14 protein-coding genes and 1 pseudogene are annotated in these 17012 nt (G+C 66.1%); 4 read left to right on the forward strand and 11 right to left on the reverse strand.

From position 1 onward, the window contains the following. Window positions 1–221 precede the first annotated feature (221 nt). Both EIP85_RS05515 and EIP85_RS05520 read left to right on the forward strand, forming a co-directional pair. A complete protein-coding gene (locus EIP85_RS05515; protein WP_127901155.1) occupies window positions 222–2219 on the forward strand; it encodes an erythromycin esterase family protein in 1998 nt (665 codons plus the stop codon). A 186-nt stretch (window positions 2220–2405) separates the two neighbouring features. Further along, window positions 2406–3053, forward strand: a complete 648-nt coding sequence (locus EIP85_RS05520) for a BON domain-containing protein (RefSeq protein WP_127901156.1) — start codon at window positions 2406–2408, stop codon at window positions 3051–3053. Between the two features lie 11 nt (window positions 3054–3064). On the opposite strand, the gene EIP85_RS05525 is transcribed toward EIP85_RS05520, so the two are convergent. Then, window positions 3065–3613: an HPF/RaiA family ribosome-associated protein gene (locus EIP85_RS05525; protein ID WP_127901157.1), complete on the reverse strand. Its 549-nt coding sequence runs from the start codon at window positions 3611–3613 to the stop codon at window positions 3065–3067. A 13-nt stretch (window positions 3614–3626) separates the two neighbouring features. Next, window positions 3627–4622: a ribose-phosphate diphosphokinase gene (locus EIP85_RS05530; RefSeq protein WP_127901158.1), complete on the reverse strand. Its 996-nt coding sequence runs from the start codon at window positions 4620–4622 to the stop codon at window positions 3627–3629. A 359-nt stretch (window positions 4623–4981) separates the two neighbouring features. On the opposite strand from EIP85_RS05530, the gene EIP85_RS05535 reads away from it, so the two are divergent. Next, window positions 4982–6037, forward strand: coding sequence for a hypothetical protein (locus EIP85_RS05535; RefSeq protein ID WP_127901159.1), 1056 nt, complete (start codon window positions 4982–4984; stop codon window positions 6035–6037). 53 nt (window positions 6038–6090) lie between these two features. On the opposite strand, the gene EIP85_RS05540 is transcribed toward EIP85_RS05535, so the two are convergent. The 8 genes from EIP85_RS05540 to EIP85_RS05575 all read right to left on the reverse strand — a co-directional run bounded on the left by EIP85_RS05540 (window position 6091) and on the right by EIP85_RS05575 (window position 15432). After that, on the reverse strand, window positions 6091–6921 hold the full coding sequence (locus tag EIP85_RS05540) for a bifunctional DNA primase/polymerase (protein ID WP_127901160.1): 831 nt from the start codon (window positions 6919–6921) through the stop codon (window positions 6091–6093). Window positions 6922–7029: 108 nt separating this feature from the next. Further along, window positions 7030–7296, reverse strand: a complete 267-nt coding sequence (locus EIP85_RS05545; RefSeq protein ID WP_127901161.1) for an acyl carrier protein — start codon at window positions 7294–7296, stop codon at window positions 7030–7032. After that, window positions 7293–8489 carry a dihydrolipoamide acetyltransferase family protein gene (locus EIP85_RS05550; RefSeq protein ID WP_127901162.1) on the reverse strand — a complete coding sequence of 399 codons (1197 nt, stop codon included), beginning with the start codon at window positions 8487–8489 and terminating at the stop codon, window positions 7293–7295. The genes EIP85_RS05545 and EIP85_RS05550 overlap by 4 nt, the downstream gene beginning before the upstream one ends. A gap of 1 nt (window position 8490) precedes the next feature. After that, on the reverse strand, window positions 8491–10497 hold the full coding sequence (gene pdhA / locus EIP85_RS05555; RefSeq protein ID WP_127901163.1) for a pyruvate dehydrogenase (acetyl-transferring) E1 component subunit alpha: 2007 nt from the start codon (window positions 10495–10497) through the stop codon (window positions 8491–8493). Beyond that, window positions 10494–12233 carry an acetate--CoA ligase gene (gene acsA, locus EIP85_RS05560; protein WP_127901164.1) on the reverse strand — a complete coding sequence of 580 codons (1740 nt, stop codon included), beginning with the start codon at window positions 12231–12233 and terminating at the stop codon, window positions 10494–10496. The genes pdhA and acsA overlap by 4 nt, the downstream gene beginning before the upstream one ends. A gap of 206 nt (window positions 12234–12439) precedes the next feature. After that, the gene (locus EIP85_RS05565; protein ID WP_127901165.1) at window positions 12440–13198 is read right to left on the reverse strand and encodes a hypothetical protein; all 759 of its coding nucleotides are present in this window, start codon (window positions 13196–13198) and stop codon (window positions 12440–12442) included. A gap of 147 nt (window positions 13199–13345) precedes the next feature. After that, window positions 13346–15004 carry a Tad domain-containing protein gene (locus tag EIP85_RS05570; RefSeq protein WP_127901166.1) on the reverse strand — a complete coding sequence of 553 codons (1659 nt, stop codon included), beginning with the start codon at window positions 15002–15004 and terminating at the stop codon, window positions 13346–13348. A 2-nt stretch (window positions 15005–15006) separates the two neighbouring features. Continuing rightward, window positions 15007–15432: a TadE family protein gene (locus tag EIP85_RS05575; RefSeq protein WP_164871646.1), complete on the reverse strand. Its 426-nt coding sequence runs from the start codon at window positions 15430–15432 to the stop codon at window positions 15007–15009. A gap of 327 nt (window positions 15433–15759) precedes the next feature. Between EIP85_RS05575 and EIP85_RS05580 the strand changes: the two genes are divergently transcribed. Then, window positions 15760–16296 carry a MarR family winged helix-turn-helix transcriptional regulator gene (locus tag EIP85_RS05580; RefSeq protein WP_127901168.1) on the forward strand — a complete coding sequence of 179 codons (537 nt, stop codon included), beginning with the start codon at window positions 15760–15762 and terminating at the stop codon, window positions 16294–16296. Between the two features lie 360 nt (window positions 16297–16656). On the opposite strand, the pseudogene EIP85_RS22995 reads toward EIP85_RS05580, so the two are convergent. Continuing rightward, window positions 16657–17012: pseudogene (locus EIP85_RS22995) on the reverse strand (hypothetical protein); the annotation flags it as partial.

Raw genomic sequence — 17012 nt, forward strand, 5'->3', positions numbered from 1 at the left:
CACGGGGTCCATTCCATCAGCGGCACTGGCGGCGCTCGCGGACCCTGGGTGCAATGATGCGGGCGGCCTCCGACCTTGGGCCGAAGCCGGACAGAAGCGCCGCCCTCACTCACCCCAGTCGCGCCACCGGCGATCATTGCGCTCATCCACTTCTTGCGTTTCGTCAATGCCCCGGACCTGCGGACGCCTAGCAAGGGCGTGGCGACGAGGAGAACAGGCCGATGCGCGACTTCACAAGCCTTCGCCACGAGATGGTGTCGCATCAGATCTATTCCCGGGGCGTGCGCGATGAACGGGTGCTCTCTGCCATGCGGCTGGTCCCCCGCCACAGCTTTCTGCCGGTTCACCAGCAGGCAGAGGCTTATGAAGACCGGCCTATCGTGATCGCCGAGGGCCTGGTGCTTGCCCAGCCCTCCGTGATCGCGGTGATGCTCGAGGCCCTGGCACTCACGGGGGAGGAAAGGGTGCTGGAGGTCGGTGCCTGCGCTGGCTATATCGCCGCGCTGCTCGGCCGGCTTGCCCGAGAGGTCCTGACGATAGAGCCTCACGGGCCCACCGCCCAGCGCGCGGCGGAAGCGCTTGCCGATACCGGTTCCGAGAACGTGCGCATTCTCCATGCAAGCAGCGCAGAGGCTTGGCGGGAGATGGCGCCGTTCGATGCCATTCTGGTCTCTGGCGACACGCCTGACGTTCCGGAAGTCCTGAAGGCCCAGCTGGCCCTCGGCGGGCGGCTGGTTATGCCCGTCGGGGCCGATCCGCGTGGACAGCAACTTGTCCGCGTCACGCGCCTTCCGCGGGGCCAGTTCAACCAGGAGGACCTCGCTGATCTGCGTTATGTCCCGCGCCTTGCTCGGGTCGGCTGGGAGGGTGAGCGACCGGAGCCTGACGCCGGTCGTGCCGATATCTATGCCCCGCCCGCGGCGCCCAGCACGCTTCCGGGCCTGATTGCGGCCGCCGCCGAACCATTCGAGACGCCGGAGACCGCGGATCTGGCCCCTCTCCTCGACCGGATCGGCGATCGGCGGCTCGTCCTGATCGGCGAGTCGACGCATGGCACCTCGGAATTCTACCGCTTCAGGGCGCGGCTCACGCGGCGGCTCATCGAGGAGAAGGGATTTGCCATCGTCGCCGCAGAGGCCGACTGGCCGGACGCCGCGCGCATCGACCATTTTGTGCGCGACCGCACGGCGCCACCTGCCGAATGGGAAGCCTTTGCCCGGTTCCCGACCTGGATGTGGCGCAACCAGGAGACCCACGGCTTCATCACCTGGCTGCGGGAGTGGAACGCCTCGCGGCCGGCAAACTGGCAGACGGGGTTCTACGGGCTGGATCTCTACAGCCTCTTTGCCTCCACGCGAGCGGTCGTGACCTACCTGACCGAGGTCGATCCGGCCCTCGCTGAAATTGCACGGGCCCGCTTCGGCTGCCTGCATCCCTGGGAGGCCGACCCTGCGGCCTATGGCCATGCCGCCATTACCGGCGCCTACCGCGACTGCGCCGATCAGGTGGTCAAAGTGCTCGCGGACCTGCACCGCAATCGCGCGACCTATGTTGCCCGCGACGGCGAACGCCTCTTCGATGCGACCCAGAACGCCTATGTGGCGGTGAATGCCGAGCGATATTACCGGGTGATGTATTTCGGGTCGCGCGCTTCGTGGAACCTGCGCGATGGGCACATGTTCGAGACGCTGCAGAATGTGATGGCCTTCCATGGCGACGCGTCGAAGGCGATCGTCTGGGCGCACAACTCGCACGTCGGCGACGCACGCGCGACCGAGATGTCGCGGCGGGGCGAAAACAACCTGGGCGAACTCTGTGCACGCGGCTTCGGTATGGACAGCTACCGCATCGGTTTCGGCACCGATCATGGCGAGGTCGCGGCGGCGAGCCAATGGGGCGGCCCGATGGAAGTGAAGAAACTGCGCCCGTCACACCGCGCAAGCCACGAAAGGCAGTTTCATCTCACTCAATACCCTGGCCTCATACTCCCACTGCAGGCGCTGAATTCGCAGCTTGCCGAGGAGCTTTCCGCGTTCCGCCTGCAGCGCGCGGTCGGCGTGATCTACCGGCCGGAGAGCGAGCTCGCGAGCCATTACTTCGGCGCAGACCTGCGCCACCAGTTCGATGAATACGTCTGGGTCGACCGTACCCATGCCGTCGAGCCACTGGATACCGAGCAGGCAAAAGGGCTGCCGGACACCTATCCGTTCGCGCTCTGAGGGCCGGGCCGAACGCGGCCAATTCCTTCGGAACGGCCAGTCACCGAATTGCCGCCCTGTGGGATGCCGCGACGTGATCCCAGCCCCGCAGGGCCGGGATTGACAGCCATCAATGCCCCCGCGCCACCAGCGGTGAAGCCTCGATCCGTACAGACCGGGATACGGGCCGCCAAGATGGAGAGGCAAGTGACCGACCTCAAGCTGCGACAAGCTGTGCTGGACGCGCTGGAGGCCGAGCCCAGCGTTCGGGCCGCCCATATCGCCGTGGCCGTCGAGCAGAGCATCGTCACGCTATCGGGGCATGTGGAAACCCTCAGCGAGAAGACCGCCGCGGAAGAAACCGTGACCCGGGTGAAGGGTGTGCGGGGCATCGCCCAGGAAATCGAGGTCCGCCCGCCCGGATGGAACTCTCTCGCCGACGACGAGATCGCCCACAGGATCACGAACATACTGCGCTGGCATACCTCTGTGCCGGACGAGGGCATCCAGGTCAGCGTTTCAGGCGGACAGGTCACCCTGCGCGGGAAGGTCGAATGGGCCTACCAGCACGAGGCGGTCAAGCATGCGGTGCGCGGGATGTCCGGGGTAACCGAGATCGTCGACGAGATCGAGGTGAGTTCCGGACTGCGCCCGGGCGATATTTCCGAAAACATCGAAAGGGCGCTCAAGCGCGAAGCCGAGATCGAGGCGGCGGCGATCCGCGTTCGCGTTGCTGGCGGACGCGTGGTGCTGGAAGGCCGGGTGCGCAGCCCTGCCGAACGCGAAGTGGTGGAACGGGCCGCCTGGGCAGTGCCCGGTGTGCATTCGGTCGAGGATCGCCTGCAGGTGACGTGACGCCGACCGCGTCACTGCCGTGTCAGGTCGACGGCGAAGGGTCCCTTGTCCCCCTCCATCTCGCGGAACCGCAGCCGGCTTCCGATCTCGAGGCGCGGCCACTCCGCCGGGTCAAGGCTCTCGCGCTGGAAGTAGACTTCGCGCCCGTCGTCGGCGCGCAGATAGCCCCATCCAAGCTCGGGCTCGATCTCGACCACCTCTCCGTGCAGCACCGGCGGATGATGCTTCACCTCCTGGGCCGCCATCTTTCGGCTTGTCGCCTTCAGCCGGTCTTCCAGCGCATCGAAGGCGGCATTGACGGCCATGAGGGAGTCGTGCTCGGCATGGCCCTGCCGCACCTCACGGAACACGTCGAGATCCGGCCCCGGCAGTTCCAGGTGAATGCGCACATCGATGCCGCCGGCGGAGCGCCGGCCCCGGCTTGCTGCCGCGATCGTCACCCGGCAGCCGATGATGTTCGGATGAAACCGGCCGAGTGCCGCGGCGCGCTGGCGGATATGCGCCTCGAGCCCCTCCGCCGGGGCCAGGTTGGTCCAGCTGATCACCAGATCTTTCTGCATCGCTCAAGCCTCCTCAATCAAAGGTCGGCACCGGCCCCTCCTCGGGATCATTACGGGTGCCAACGGCATGGTTCCCGTCGAGGCGTGCGATCGTCCGTGCGATCAGTGCTGCGACAGAGACCACTTTCAACCGGCCGCCCAGGCCCTGCAGGGCCGTCTCGGGGACCCCGGCCCCGTCGCTGACGGTGATGCTGTCGACCTCCGCCCCGGCAAGCCGCGGCACGGCCGCTCCGGTGAAAAGCGCATGCGTGGCAAGAAGATGCACGCTCGCGGCCCCCCGCTCGCGGCAGGCCCGCGCGGCGCGCAGCATCGTGTCGCCACCGACGATCATGTCGTCGACGATGAACACGGTCCGCCCCGCCACCTCGGCGGCGAAAATGTCACCCGAAATCACGCCGCCCGAGCGGCGCTTCTCCATGAAGCCAAATCCCGCCGGGATGCCTGCTTCCGCGAGCGCCTCCTGAAAAAGCGCCGCACGTTTCACTCCGCCGCCATCGGGAGAAAGAATGACCGGAGCCGTCCCCCCGGTCCGCGCCGCGATCTCCGGCGTGAAGAGCGTGTGGCCGTCCAGATGCACCGTGCGGCACCGGAACGCATTCTGAAAGGCCTGCAGGTTATGGACGTCGAGCGTCACCACGCAGTCCGCCCCCACCGCCTCGAACAGCTGCGCCACGTAGCGCGTCGTCACCGGGTCATGCGGCTTGGTCTGCCGGTCCTTGCGCGAATAGGCGAGGTAGGGCGCGATGGCGGTCACGCGCCGGGCCCCGTGCTCGCGGCAGGTGGCAATGAAGAACAGTAGCCGGCAGAGCTTGTCATTGGCCGAGAGGACTGCGTCGCCATTCAACGCCGAAAGCACATAGACGTCCTCCCCACGGACACTGACAAGCGGCCGGCCCTTGTGCTCGCCCGCCTCGAAGGCGCGCTCCTCATGTGGGTCGAGGGCAATGCCGCCGGTCCGGGCCACGGCCCGCCCGAGCGACTCGGAGCTGTTCAGAGCGAAGAAACGCATGAGATGAGAATCAGTCCTCGTCCGACCGGCGCCAATGACGGCCATCAATGCCCGGCACAGGCGCCGGGACGCAGGCTCGGGGCAACGCATGACAACTGGTCGGCGGCCATGACCATGTTCCACATCCCAGCGCTGGGGCGTCCCCCGCAGCCATCTGGCCGGTGGGCGAACAGACGCACCCTTTCGCACGGCAAGCGGCCATTCCCGGTGCGCCGGATGCAGCGGCTCGACACCCTGCCTGCGGGCGAACTCCATCATTCCGCAGCGTCCGTCGAGGATCCTCGGCCACCGAAGGTGACCGGCGGAGGGTCTGGCGTGGTCCTGCTTGCGAAGCGCGGATCGCTGCGCGCGCCTATGACATGACGCCACAGACGCGCCGGGACGGGCACGATCGCAATCCGCTCGACCGGGCCCTTCTTGATGCCGGCCCGTCATGGGCGGAGAAGCTTGGCTTTCTCCGCCGCGTCCTGCGGCCCGAGGTGGAGACGGAGACGCACACCGCGCATGTCTTCCTCGCCGGCAACCGCGCCTACAAGCTGAAGAAACCGGTCCGCCTCGGCTACCTCGATTTCCGGACCCTCGCTGCCCGCGAGGCGACCTGTCGCGAAGAGCTGCGGCTGAACCGCGAGCTGGCCGGCCCGGATGTCTACCTCGGCCTTGTGCCGCTCACCCTCGACGGTCCGCTGCAGCTCGACGGACATGGAAGGCCGGTCGACTGGCTGATCCTGATGCGGCGGCTCCCCGCGCACCGCATGCTCGATGCCATGCTCTCTCGCGGCGAAACGCCCGCTTCGGCCACGATCCGCGCCCTCTCCGCGCGCCTCGCCGGCTTCTACGCGGCGCGCCGGGCCGGGCCTGCCCGGCCAGGGGTCTACCTGCGCCACCTTCGGCAGGAGAGCTCCAGGAACCGGACAATCCTGCTTGACATGCAAGGCCATATCGCCGCCCCCGACCTCGACGCTCTCACGGCCGAGGGCCTGCGGCTTGTCGAAACGGTCGTGCCGGACATCAGCGCGCGCGAGGCGGAGCGAATGGTCGTGGATGGACATGGTGATCTCCGGCCGGAGCACATCTGCCTGACCGATCCGCCGGTGATCTTCGACCGGCTGGAGTTCGCGCCGGATTTCCGCATGATCGACATAGGCGACGAAGTGGGCTTCCTCGGCCTGGAATGCCGTCTTGCCGGCGCGCCCGGGATCGGTCCGCAGGTCGCAGGCATCCTGGCCGCCTCGGGCCTGCCGCCGCCACCGGCTGCCTTCGGGCGCGCCCTGGCCGTGTTCCGCTGCCTGACCCGCGCGCGGCTCTGCATCGATCATCTGAACGATCCTGTACCACGCCGCGCCGCTCAGTGGCCGGAGCGGACGCGCGGCTATCTCGGAGAGGCCCGCCGGCTGCTCGCCATGTCTGACGGGTGATCCGTGGATGCGCTCCGTATGGCCCCTGGCCATGCCCGTGCCGGCCACGCGGGCTACCCGGCCGATTGACCGTTGTCGCCCCCTTCGCCACGCCTGTGCGCGCGCCCGATCGAACGCACCACCTCCGCCACTTCTGCATCGCCAAGCGGCGGGCGGCACCGCATCCGGTTCCAGCCGAGCAGGAGTTCCAGGACAATGTCCGGATCCACGCCGTGCCAGAGCAGGTGGCCTGCAAAAGAGGCGATCGTGCCGTTGCGTCGCCCAGCCTCGACCCCGACCCGCACCAGTTCGCGCCAATAGGCAGGCGAATGTCCCCGATGGGCCCCGTCTCCAGGATCGCGAGGATCAAGCCAGACCGGCAGCGGCGCAAGGTCGAGATCCCCGGGCGACCGCCCAGCGCACCACGCATAGGGCCGCCCGCTTGGATGGATCGAGGGTGGCGCGATAATGATGCCGCCGTCGCCGCGCAGATCGAGCCCGGGTGCGAAGCCGGTACGATTTCGTACGTCCCCGCCCGGGTGAGCAAAATAGAGGTGCCGGCCGCCTCCGCCGGTCCGTACCTCGACGGTCCGCCGCAGCGCGCCGTGCCGCGCCTCCTCTGCGGCAAGCGACGACGCACCGCCGTTTGCCGGGTCGACATCAAGCACCACAAGGCCGGAGAGCCCGCCGGTGACAACGGCCACTCCGGCACTCGGCCAGCGGCGGTACCAGCCCTTTACCTCGGCCTCGGACGGCCGGCGCTTTTGCAGCTCGCGCCAGGGCAGCAGCGGCCGCTTTCTGCGGGGCGACATCGGCACGGGCACCCAGCCACGCGCCAGATAGGCAAGCGCGGCAGCAAGCGCGGATCCGCCATCAGCGCCCGAAACGAACGACGCATTCGGCATGTGCGATCTCCAATGGCTTGACCAGGCGATCGCGGGAACAGCCGGATGGCCAGCACAGGCAGCCCGGGACGCTGTCGGCAGCGCATCCGGGACGGGCGTCGATGGGACTCACCCCCCAGTGCCCGCTGGCTTCGCCGTCTTTTCCGCCAGATAGGCAACGGCAAGATCGGGCGTCGCGATGCGCCGGTAATCGGCTTCGGGAATGGCCACGCCGAAACGGGCGTTCAGCGCGATGACGAGATTCAGAATATCCATGGAGTCGAGCTCCAGATCGTCCTGCAGGTGATCGCCCCCGCCGATCGTCGCCGCGTCCAGGTCCGGCGCCACATGGGTGAGTTCCTCAAGAAAGGCGCGACGGATTTCATCATGTGTCATAGGGCCTCCGGAGACTGCAGCCTCTGATCGATCTCGGACAGAAAGCGCGCGCCAAGCCTGCCGTCACTCACGCGATGATCGGCGGCAAGCGTGAAGGTCACTGCGGGCCGGGCCACCACCGCACCGTCGCGCACGAGCGCCATCGGCTGCGGGGCGCCCGACGTCACCAGCGCAACCTGGGGCGGCACGATGATGCCGGCCATGGACTCAACGCCAGTTTCGCCCAGACCGGAATAGGTCAGCGTGGCCATGTTCATCTCGGAAGACCGCAGCCGTCCGGCGCGAACCCGGGCTGTCAGGTCGCGCATCGCCCCCATCAGCGCGGCAAGGCTCAGGCGATCGGCATCTAGGATCGCCGGCGCAACCAGCCCACCGCCCCTGAGCGCCACTGCAAGACCAAGGTGGACCCGCTCAGTGGGGTGAAAGCCCTCCGGGCCGAAATGCCCGTTGAAGGCGGCTTCGCTTGCGGCCGCCAGGGCCACCGCCTTCATCAGGAGCGCCCCCATCAGCAGCCGCTCCTCGGGTGGGCGGCCTGCATTGACCGCGTCGAGCCAGGCCATCGCCGCCCCCAGATCGACGGTGTGGGTGACGTAGTAATGGGGAATTTCCCGCTTCGAACGTGTCATCGCTGCCGCAATCGCCCGGCGCATCTCGGCAATAAAGGCACCGCGATCGGGTGCGGCTGACGTCGGTGCCGGCTCAGTCGCGGGGGCCGTGACATCGGCGAGCACAATCGCCCCGCCCGGCCCGCTTCCCTTGATGTCTGCAAGATCGATCCCCAGCTCGGCGGCCCGGGCGCGCGCGGCCGGAGAAGCCCCCAAGCCAGCCGCAACGCGCTGTTTCGGCGGTGAGGCTGTGGGCGCCGGGGTCAGGACCGGGGTCGGAGCTGCCGCCGGCATCCGGGCCTCCACAACCTCCGCGGCGGGTTGCGCCGCCGGGGCCGCAGCGGCGGCCTCGCCAATGCTCCGGATCTCGGCCAGAGCCGCCCCCACAGGCAGGGTCTGCCCCAGTTCCGCATCGAGCCTCTCGACGATGCCGTCGTCGAACACCTCGATCTCGATCGCGCCTTTCTGAGTCTCGACCACAGCGACGACGTCGCCGTGCCTCACTTGGTCGCCGGGCTTGACCAGCCATTCGACCAGCTTGCCCGCCTCCATGTCGGCGCCGAGCGAGGGCATGGTGAAGACGGACATCTCACGCCTTCCCCAACACGGATTTCGCGGCGGCGACGATGCCGGGCACCTGCGGCAGGGAGGCGTCTTCAAGGTGCTTGGGATAGGGGATCGGGACCTCGGCCGAGCAGACCCGCCCTACCGGCGCGTCGAGGTGCCAGAAGGCCTGCTCCATGATCCGTGCCGCGATCTCGGCAGAGAGCGAGCCAGAGCGCCACCCCTCATCCACGATCACCGCGCGACGCGTGCGCGCAAGCGAGGCCATGATCGTGGCGTCATCGAGCGGGCGCAGCGACCGCAGGTCGATGACCTCGGCCTCGATCCCGTCGGCGGCCAGCGCCTCGGCCGCCTCCAGCGCCTTGTAGAGCGAACCGCCATAGGTGATCAGGCTCAGGTCGCGCCCGGGCCGTCGGATTGCCGCCTTGTCGATGTCCACGGGACCCGCGTTCTCGGGCAGCTTGCCCGTGCGATTGTAAAGCATGACGTTCTCGAAGATCAGCACCGGGTCCGGCTCCTGCAGTGCCGTCCAGAGCATGCCGCGCGCATCCCCGAGCGTCGCCGGCGCCAGGACGCGAAGGCCGGGGATGTGGGCGTACCACCCCTCCAGCGAATGCGAATGCTGGGCGGCAAGCTGCCTGCCCGCCCCGGTCGCAAGGCGGATGACCAGCGGCACCCCGAACTGGCCGCCCGACATGTGGCGGATCGTGGCGGCGGTGTTCATGATCTGGTCGAGCGCCAGAAGGCTGAAGTTCACCGTCATCAGTTCCACGATCGGCCGCATGCCCGCAGCCGCCGCCCCCACTCCGGCGCCGGTGAAGCCGGATTCCGAAAGCGGCGTGTCGCGGATGCGCTCGGGGCCGAATTCGTCCATGAGCCCCTTGGAGACGGCATAGCAGCCGCCATAGGCGCCGACGTCCTCGCCCATCAGGAACACACGGTCGTCCTTCTGCATCGCCTCACGGATCGCCTGCCTGACGGCCTCGCGATAGGTCATCTCGACCGTCTCGGCCGAAGGCGCCGGCACGACGGGCGGCACCGGGCGCTCCGTGGCCATTACATGCGCGCTCAGCGTCTCCAGCGGCTCCCAGTCGCTCTTCTCGGCGAAGTCCACGGCGCCCGCGATCTCCCTTTCCACCTCGGCCTCGACCGCGGCCACCTCATCGGCATGGATCAGATGGTTCTGGCTGAGCCAGCCCTGAAACCGCTTGATCGGGCCCTTCTCGCGCCAGGCCTCCACCTCGGCCTTGTCGCGGTAAAGCTGCGCGTCGAACATCGAATGCGCCCGGAACCGGTAGGTGAGGCATTCCAGGAACTGCGGCTTGCCCGTCTCCCGGATCGCGGCCAGCGCCCGGCGGGCCGCGGCCTCGACCGCGACAACGTCCATCCCGTCAACCTGCATGGATGCGATGCCGTAGCTGGTCACCTTGGCATGGATGTCGGTGTTGGACTCGGTCCGCTTCAAGGCCGATCCCATGGCATAGCCGTTGTTCTCGCAGACAAAGAGCACCGGCAAGGACCACAGCGCGGCGAGGTTCATCGACTCGTGGAACTCGCCTTCGGCCACGGCGCCTTCTCCGAAGAAGCAGGCCGTCACATGCGGAAGCCCGCGCATCCGATCCGCCAGCCCGAGGCCCACCGCCAGCGGCAGGCCGCCGCCGACAATGGCATTACCGCCGTAAAAGTTGTGCGCCGCGTCGAAAATATGCATCGAGCCGCCGCGCCCGCCGGAGGAGCCGGTCGCCTTGCCGTACATCTCGGCCATCACCCGGTCCATCGGCACACCGCGGGCCAGCGCATGGCCATGCTCGCGGTAGGTCGCGACGATGCGATCCTCGGACCCGAGCACGGGGATCACGCCGACCGCCACTGCCTCTTCGCCGTCATAGAGATGCAGGAAGCCGCGGATCTTCTCCTGGGTATAGAGTTCGGCGCACTTGTCCTCGAAGTGGCGGATACGGATCATCGCGGCAAGCAGCTCGCGCACATGATCGTGCGTCAGATGCGGCTTCAGACTGCTTTGCGTGGTCATGATTCATCGCTCTCCAGCGTGGAAATGTCCCCCTCCGGCAGGCCCAGTTCGCGCGCCTTCAGAAGCCGGCGCATGATCTTGCCGGAGCGGGTCTTGGGCAGGGTCTTGCGGAACACCACCTCGCGCGGGGCGACGGCGGGCCCCAGCTTCCTGCGCGCGAGCCCGCGGATTTCGCGCTCCAGCTCATCGGAAGGCTCGTGGCCCGGCTTCAGCGCGACATAGGCCTTGACGATCTCGCCCGCCGTCTCTTCCGGAATGCCGATCGCGGCCGCCTCGGCCACCGCCGGATGTTCGAGCAGGGCGCTCTCCACCTCGAACGGGCCGATCAGGTGGCCAGAGGACTTGATCAGGTCGTCGGCCCGGCCGACGAACCAGAAATATCCGTCGCCGTCGCGCATCGCGAGGTCGCCCGTCAGGTACCAGCCGCCCACGAAGCACTTCTTGTAACGCGCGTCCTCGTGCAGATAGGCCCGCATCATCGAGGGCCAGCCGGGGCGCAGCGCCAGCTCGCCGATCTCACCGTCGCGACAGTCACGGACGCCATCGCCCTGGCGCTGAACGATCGCCGCCTCCACGCCCGGCAGCGGGCGGCCCATGGAGCCCGGGCGGACATCCATCGCGCGGGTATTGGCGATCATGATGCCGCCAGTTTCGGTCTGCCACCAGTTGTCGTGGAACGGCCGCCCGAAGACCTCGTTGCTCCAGACCACCGCCTCCGGGTTCAGCGGCTCTCCGACCGATGCCATGAAGTGCAAGGACGAGAAGTCGTAGGGCTCTGCCGCTTCCCTGCCCGCCCGCATTATCATGCGGATGGCCGTGGGCGCGGTGTACCAGACCTCGACCTTTTCGCGCTGGAGCATGGAATACCAGCGCTCCAGCTCGAAATCCGCCTCGTCGACGATCATCGTCACCCGGTTCACCAGCGGCGCGATGATCCCATAGGACGTGCCGGTGACCCAGCCCGGATCTGCAGTGCACCAGTAGCGGGTGCCGGGGCTCAATTCGAGCGCGTAGCGCCCGGTTTCGGCATGCATGACGACGGCGCCGTGCACGTGCACCGCACCCTTCGGCCGGCCTGTGGTGCCCGACGTGAAATGGATCAGCGCGGGATCCTCGGGCTGCGTCGCCACAACCTCGAACCTGTCGGAAGCCGCCGCCATAGCGGGCCCCAGCGCCACACAGCCTTCGGGCGCCTCGTCCCCGATGATCAGTACCAGCTTCAGCGACGGGATCTCGCCGCGCCATGCGGCGATCTTGCGGCGGTAGGTGCCGGCATCCGTGACCAGCGCCGCCGCCTCGCCAATTTCCATCCGCATCCGGATCGGGTCCGGACCAAAGGCCGAGAACAGCGGCGTGAAGACGAGTCCTGCCTTCAGTGTCCCAAGCGCGGCAATGTAAAGCGCGGGCACCCTGTCGGACAGGGCGAACAGTCGGTCGCCGGGCGCGAGGCCATGTGAGACGATGACATTGGCAAAACGGGCGGTCTGGCCGGACAGATCGGCGTAGCTGAAGCCCTGGCGGCTGCCGTCCTTGCCGAACCACAGGATTGCCGTCTCGCTCCCATGGCCCGCGGCGACATGTCGGTCCAGGGCTTCGTAGGCAATGTTCAGCCCGCCGCCGGGCAGTCCGTCCAGCATCTGCCGCGCGCTGTCCCAGGTGAAGTCCCTTCGGACCGCCTCTGACAGGTTGGCGGCGGCTTTTTCCGCTGCCCCCTTGCGGATCGTTGCCCAAGTCATCGCGCGCCCCGCTCCGGTCCTCAAGTCAACGCTCAAGGCCCGATCTGATCCCCGCAAAATGCCGGCCTGCCTTCATCACGAGGCCCGCTTCACGACGAGCCTGTCGCCCGATGGCGGCGCATGCATTGACGGGTGTCATTTTTCCTTTTGCGGCAGGCGGGCGCGCGTTCGCCGGAGATGGGCGGACGCTTTCATACGACCGGACTTTACGCCTGAAGGATGACGATCGTCGCGGCACTGCCGGTCAGAAGCAGGGCAGAGACCGCGAACAGCCCAAACGCCAGGACGACAGCCGCCGGCCGCCCGCGCAGAACCGACGCCAGCGGCCCGACCGTGGCGCGCCGCGCGGAGTGCCGGACCAGAACCCGGTGGATGGCGGTCGCATAGACCGGTATCGCGCTGCCAAGTGTCGCATAGAAATAAACGCCAGAGAGGTTCGAGAATCGCGCCGAGGCCGCCAGCGTCGGCCCGACCACCCGAAGCGCCAGCCAGTGGTCCCCGCCAAAGGACCCGAACCAGTCCGCCGACAGGAAATAGATCAAGCCGTGCAGGACGATGAACACGGCGACTCTCAGCGGCGGATCGATGAGAAGGAGGCGCGCCAGCGCCCCGTCGGGAAAATTCCGCGCCGCCACGACCGCGTAAAGGAAGAAGCCGAGATAATTGACGGTAAAGACCACGAGCAGACCGTTGGTCACGACCTGCCGCAGAAACAGGCGTAACGCGAGCCCGTTGTCCATGAGCATCGGGCCAAAGCCGGGCCTGAGAGCCACGTAGATCAACAAAAGCGGAACAAGGCCTCCGCAACTGACGGCCAGCGCATTCAGCGAAAATCGCCAGAAGGGCATGTCGACGGAGAAGTATCTCTCGATCATCGTTCCTTGATACGGCAGCGATGGGCATGCGTCGACAGGGCGATGAAGGCAACGGCCGCGCCGGCACGACGACCAAGCAACGGGCACCATCTTACCGCTGCCTGCTTTCGTCACTCCCAGGCTGACGCCTTCAGCCAGTGGAAGACGATGACCTGTGAACCGGTCGCCTTAACACACGGGACCACATTGTCTCCGCCAGAAAGAACAGCCTGACAAAGCCCGACCGGCCGCGCCCGTCTACTCCGCCAGTCGCTGCGGCTCCGGGCAACCCGCGTAAAGCAGGTCGAGCTTGGCCTGAGCGACCCCGAGGCCGAGCACGTCATTAATCAGCGCTTTGATCGCCGTCCCCTCCACGCCGGTTCCGGCGCGAATTTTCGGGATCGCCGCCGAAAGATCATTCAGGACCGGGTCCAGCGTGTGCGAACTGGCATCAAGGGAGCTCGAGAACAGGCAGCCGAGCGAATTGGCGCATCGGGAACCGGTTGAGCTTCCCTGGCCGCCTTGGGCGCTGGAAAGGATCGTTGCAACGGAACCGAGAACCCGTGAGGTGAGCCCCGGGATATCGGGCCCGATCGTCGGTCCCAGAGTCCGCACGGGGTCGTTTTCAGCCTGGTAGCGGGTGAACGTGATCTCTTGCTGTGTCGGCGGCGCCACCGCGTCCGTGATCTGGCCGACTCCGGAACTGTTCAGGGGGACGCCGAGCACTCTTGCGCCGATCCGGACATCTGCCAGGCTCGCCCGCACCGGATCGAAATCGGCCACGACGTCGTCCTGGTGCCACGAGCAGGCATCAGCGCGGTCGGTAAGCCGCGCCGACGCATTGGCGAGATGGACGGAGAGCGAGAGTTCGAACAGGTGGTTTATCTTCACCTTCGGCAGGTCCAGCCGGATCTGGCTTGTCCGCGCCACCGCCGCCGGATCGCCGGGCACGGCGCCAAGCACGATCTGCCGCGGATCGCCAATCGTCACCTTCGCCTGGACTTCTCCGACAGAGGGCAGGGTCAGCGTGGTGTCGACATCGGCCACCCGCTTGCCGAGAAGCTCCGCGCTCGCCAGCACAATGTCGGAGACATTCAACGACATGGGGGGCAGCGGTTGGCCGACCCGGACCTTGCGCAAGTCGGGCGACATATAGATCACGTCGCCGAGCCTGATCGTTTGGCCGCCGCCTGACACCGGCACCCCGAGCGCCGCGTTCAACACCGAGGCCACCGGAAGCTCGGCGTCCAGGATATCGCCATACGTCGTGTCCGACCCGCTGGGCGTAAGCAGGCTTGCCTGGGTCGACAGCGCGTCGAGAAAGCCCTGCCCCGAGATCGCTGTGTCGATACCGCGGCCGGAGCAGAGGACGTGAACCTGGGCCCCGATCAACGGCTCAAGGATCGGCCTCAGCAGGTTTGCCTCCAGCAGGCAATTTGACAGGGCGAAGCTGACACGCGGGTCCTGGATCGCGACGGCGGATCTCGTGAGCACAATGTTGGCGTGGGGGACGAAGAGATTCAGGAGATAGAGCAGCCCGTGGGCGCGCACCACCACCCGCACAGCATTCTGACCCGCGACAGAACCCTGATCAGCTGCCGCAGTGAACACACCGTTGGTGAGCGCGCCGATCTGGATCTGCGAATCTGGCGTGGGCAGTGTCGGATACCGCGTATTGGCCGCGATCGTTTCTCTTGCCATGTCCCGCATGGTTTCCGCGGACGAGAAGTTCCGGATCGCCGTCATCGCCGCCATGTCGGCCTGAGCCTGAACATAGCGCTTCTCCGCCTCCAGGCTGGTCATGTCGATCGCGACCGCAGCGGCGAAGAGGAGGATCGGCATCAGGATCAGCGCCGAAGTCGAGAAAACCCCATCTTCGGCTCGGATGAAACCGGCCAGCACACGCAGAACTCGCATCCCTACATCCACATCGTCGAGCTTCGGGTCAGGGAACTGACGTCGATGCCAACCATTCCCGCAAGCCACATGGCCGGATTGTCGGGCATCTTGTAGGTCACGCTGACCGTCACCTTGTCCGCGCTTGGATCCATTGCGCAGCGAAGGTTAGTAAACTGGCTTTCCTCGAGGAAGATGCCCGACTGCATCACGCTTGGTGCGAGCCTCGTCTTCACGTCCGAGCAGAGTGTCGCGGGGTCGATGCCAGGTTCGTAGTAGCGCAGGCTTCCGCGCGTCAGATCGAAGGAGACCTGCTGCACCTCGCTGGCCGTCGCGAGAATTACACTGATTGCGACCATCATCACGAATAGCATGATGAAGACCGGCAGGATGATCACGAATTCCGCCGTAACAGCCCCGTCCGTCTTCGCCGCGAATGGGCTTGTCATCCGTCGAATTGCGCCACGGCACAGGTAGCGCTCGGATGCCGCGGCATATTCCCTCGCAGCTGCCGCACGCCGACGTCGTTTTGCTTCCTCCGTACCAGCAGCTTCAGCTCTCGGATGCGCGCGGTTGGCGCACCCTCCAATAGATTTTGGCATCTGGTCACCCCATTCTTCGACCAATGCCCCCAAGCAATAAAATTGTTCCGCAAACGCTTGGACTAATCAATAAAATTACTGTTGATTGTGTTAGTTAACACAGCCAACCAAAAACACGAGTTTTTGTGGGCCGTTCGCCCGTTCATTCTGTAAGCCGCAAGCAGCAGAAGAGACATGACAGAATCAAACGTCCACAAATGGCCCGCTTGCTCTACCAGAGCGCGTTCGCCGCAAGGCGACGTAGGTGGGGAAGTACATACACCACTGGCCGATCGAGACCGCTACAGCCTCGAACAGTCCGTCGGGCATCTGCTTTCGTCCATGAGCCGCGTCTACGAGCGTCAACTGGATATGCAACTGAGGCGTGTTTTACTGAACCGGCTGGAGTTCAAGGTGTTGGCCGCGATCGGGCTCGACGGCTGCGCCACGCCGTCCGGCATCGCGGATCTTCTCGCTGTCGAGAAGGCTGCGATCTCTCGGGCGCTTCGGAGCCTCGAGAAAGCAGGCTTGACGCGCATCGGGAGTACTGAGCGAGATCAGAGGCTCCGCGTCATTTCCCTGACGCCGCTCGGCAGCGAGCGTTTGGTTCAAGCGATCGACATCGCAGTGGGGACGCAGAGGCGCATATTCCGCGAACTCAATGCCACAGAGTTCGCCCACTTGGGGGAACTCCTCTCAAAGCTGAGGTTTGCTCACCTGCACAAACCGTGATTGGCGTCTCGCTTCATTCGCTGCCTGAGAGCGAACAATGTGCTGGTCAGTAGGACAAACATGTCTAAAGTGGGTTCGGATCAGGTTGTCGGTCATCTGCCGGCGATTGGGGAACTCTCACGGCGGCCAGTGGCATCATGAGACCGGCCAGCGCGGACCTCCTCACCTTTGGTCTGCGGTCCGAAAATTGTATGCCTTCAATTATCGGATCGTTTAATATCTTTGAGCTGCTCGAAAAATGGAGCCCAGATTCATCGCCGTATCTCTGTCTTGAATGAGCTTCAAGCCGTTCGAGATGAAGAGGAAAGATGACCGGACAAAGTCGGCAAGATCTCCGTCTGGTTGCGGGGCGTTCCAGGGTCAGGACTTAGCCAGAATGTCCGGGGACACGGCTACCAATGAAGGCCTTCCCCAGCCGATACGGCTCGGCCCACCGCGGGGCATGAGATGGGACGCCAGCAGGGTTGCGTTCGCACGCCCCCCTGTCACGAAGCCGATCAGCCCGTTGGCGTAGCCGGAATAGGAGCAGTTCAGCTTCTCCAACCCGTTCAGATTGCCCGCTTCGCCGTCCGATCGCAGGGATCTCAGGGATCGCAGAGGTATGACGAACAGCCCCCACCGGACGCAAATCTGGACACCCCGAAGAACGGCATATCCCCGCGGTTTCGACCCGAAGCAATTGACCTTCCCTCGCTGCCGCATGATGATTTTCACGA

The organism is Solirhodobacter olei, from assembly GCF_004010155.1.
Classification (GTDB): Bacteria; Pseudomonadota; Alphaproteobacteria; order Rhodobacterales; family Rhodobacteraceae; genus Solirhodobacter; species Solirhodobacter olei.